The sequence below is a fragment of the Roseateles chitinivorans genome (assembly GCF_002761755.1).
Lineage (GTDB): Bacteria > Pseudomonadota > Gammaproteobacteria > Burkholderiales > Burkholderiaceae_C > Roseateles > Roseateles chitinivorans.
Map to the genome: position 1 here is coordinate 1 of NZ_PEOG01000207.1, position 455 is coordinate 455.

The window sequence follows — 455 nt, forward strand, 5'->3', positions numbered from 1 at the left end:
AACTGATAGCCCATCGCGGATCCGCTGTAGCGGAGCCGGGTTTCGAACAGTTCGGAGATGAAACTCGCCATCGGCGCATATGTCAGCGAATGAACCACAGGTATGGCAAGGACCATCGCCGCGAGAATCGCCAAGAAGTTCGTCGTGTCCAGAAGCCAGAAGATCGGAAAGGCCGATGCGGCACCGATCAAGCACCCTGCGATCATCACCGGCCGTCGTCCGTATCTGTCTGCCAGCACGGCAGCGATCGGCAGCGTAATGATCTGGGCGGCTGCGGCGCACATCACGGCAATGAGGATCAGGCCACGACTGGCCCCCTGTCGTTCGCCGTAGGACAACGCGAAGACCGTTGCCATGTAGAAGAACACACTGTTTGCAGCCATTGCCAGTATGGCGATGACCACCCCTTTACCAGCACTACGCACAACTTCGAGCGCCGGAAACTTCGCCTCCCG

Annotated in this window: 1 protein-coding gene; it reads right to left on the reverse strand. The window is 59.1% G+C overall.

Annotation, left to right across the window (positions count from 1 at the left end; genetic code table 11):
* Positions 1-455, reverse strand: a 455-nt coding sequence (locus CS062_RS25395; protein ID WP_143742553.1) for an MFS transporter, incomplete at both ends; no start/stop codon positions are given.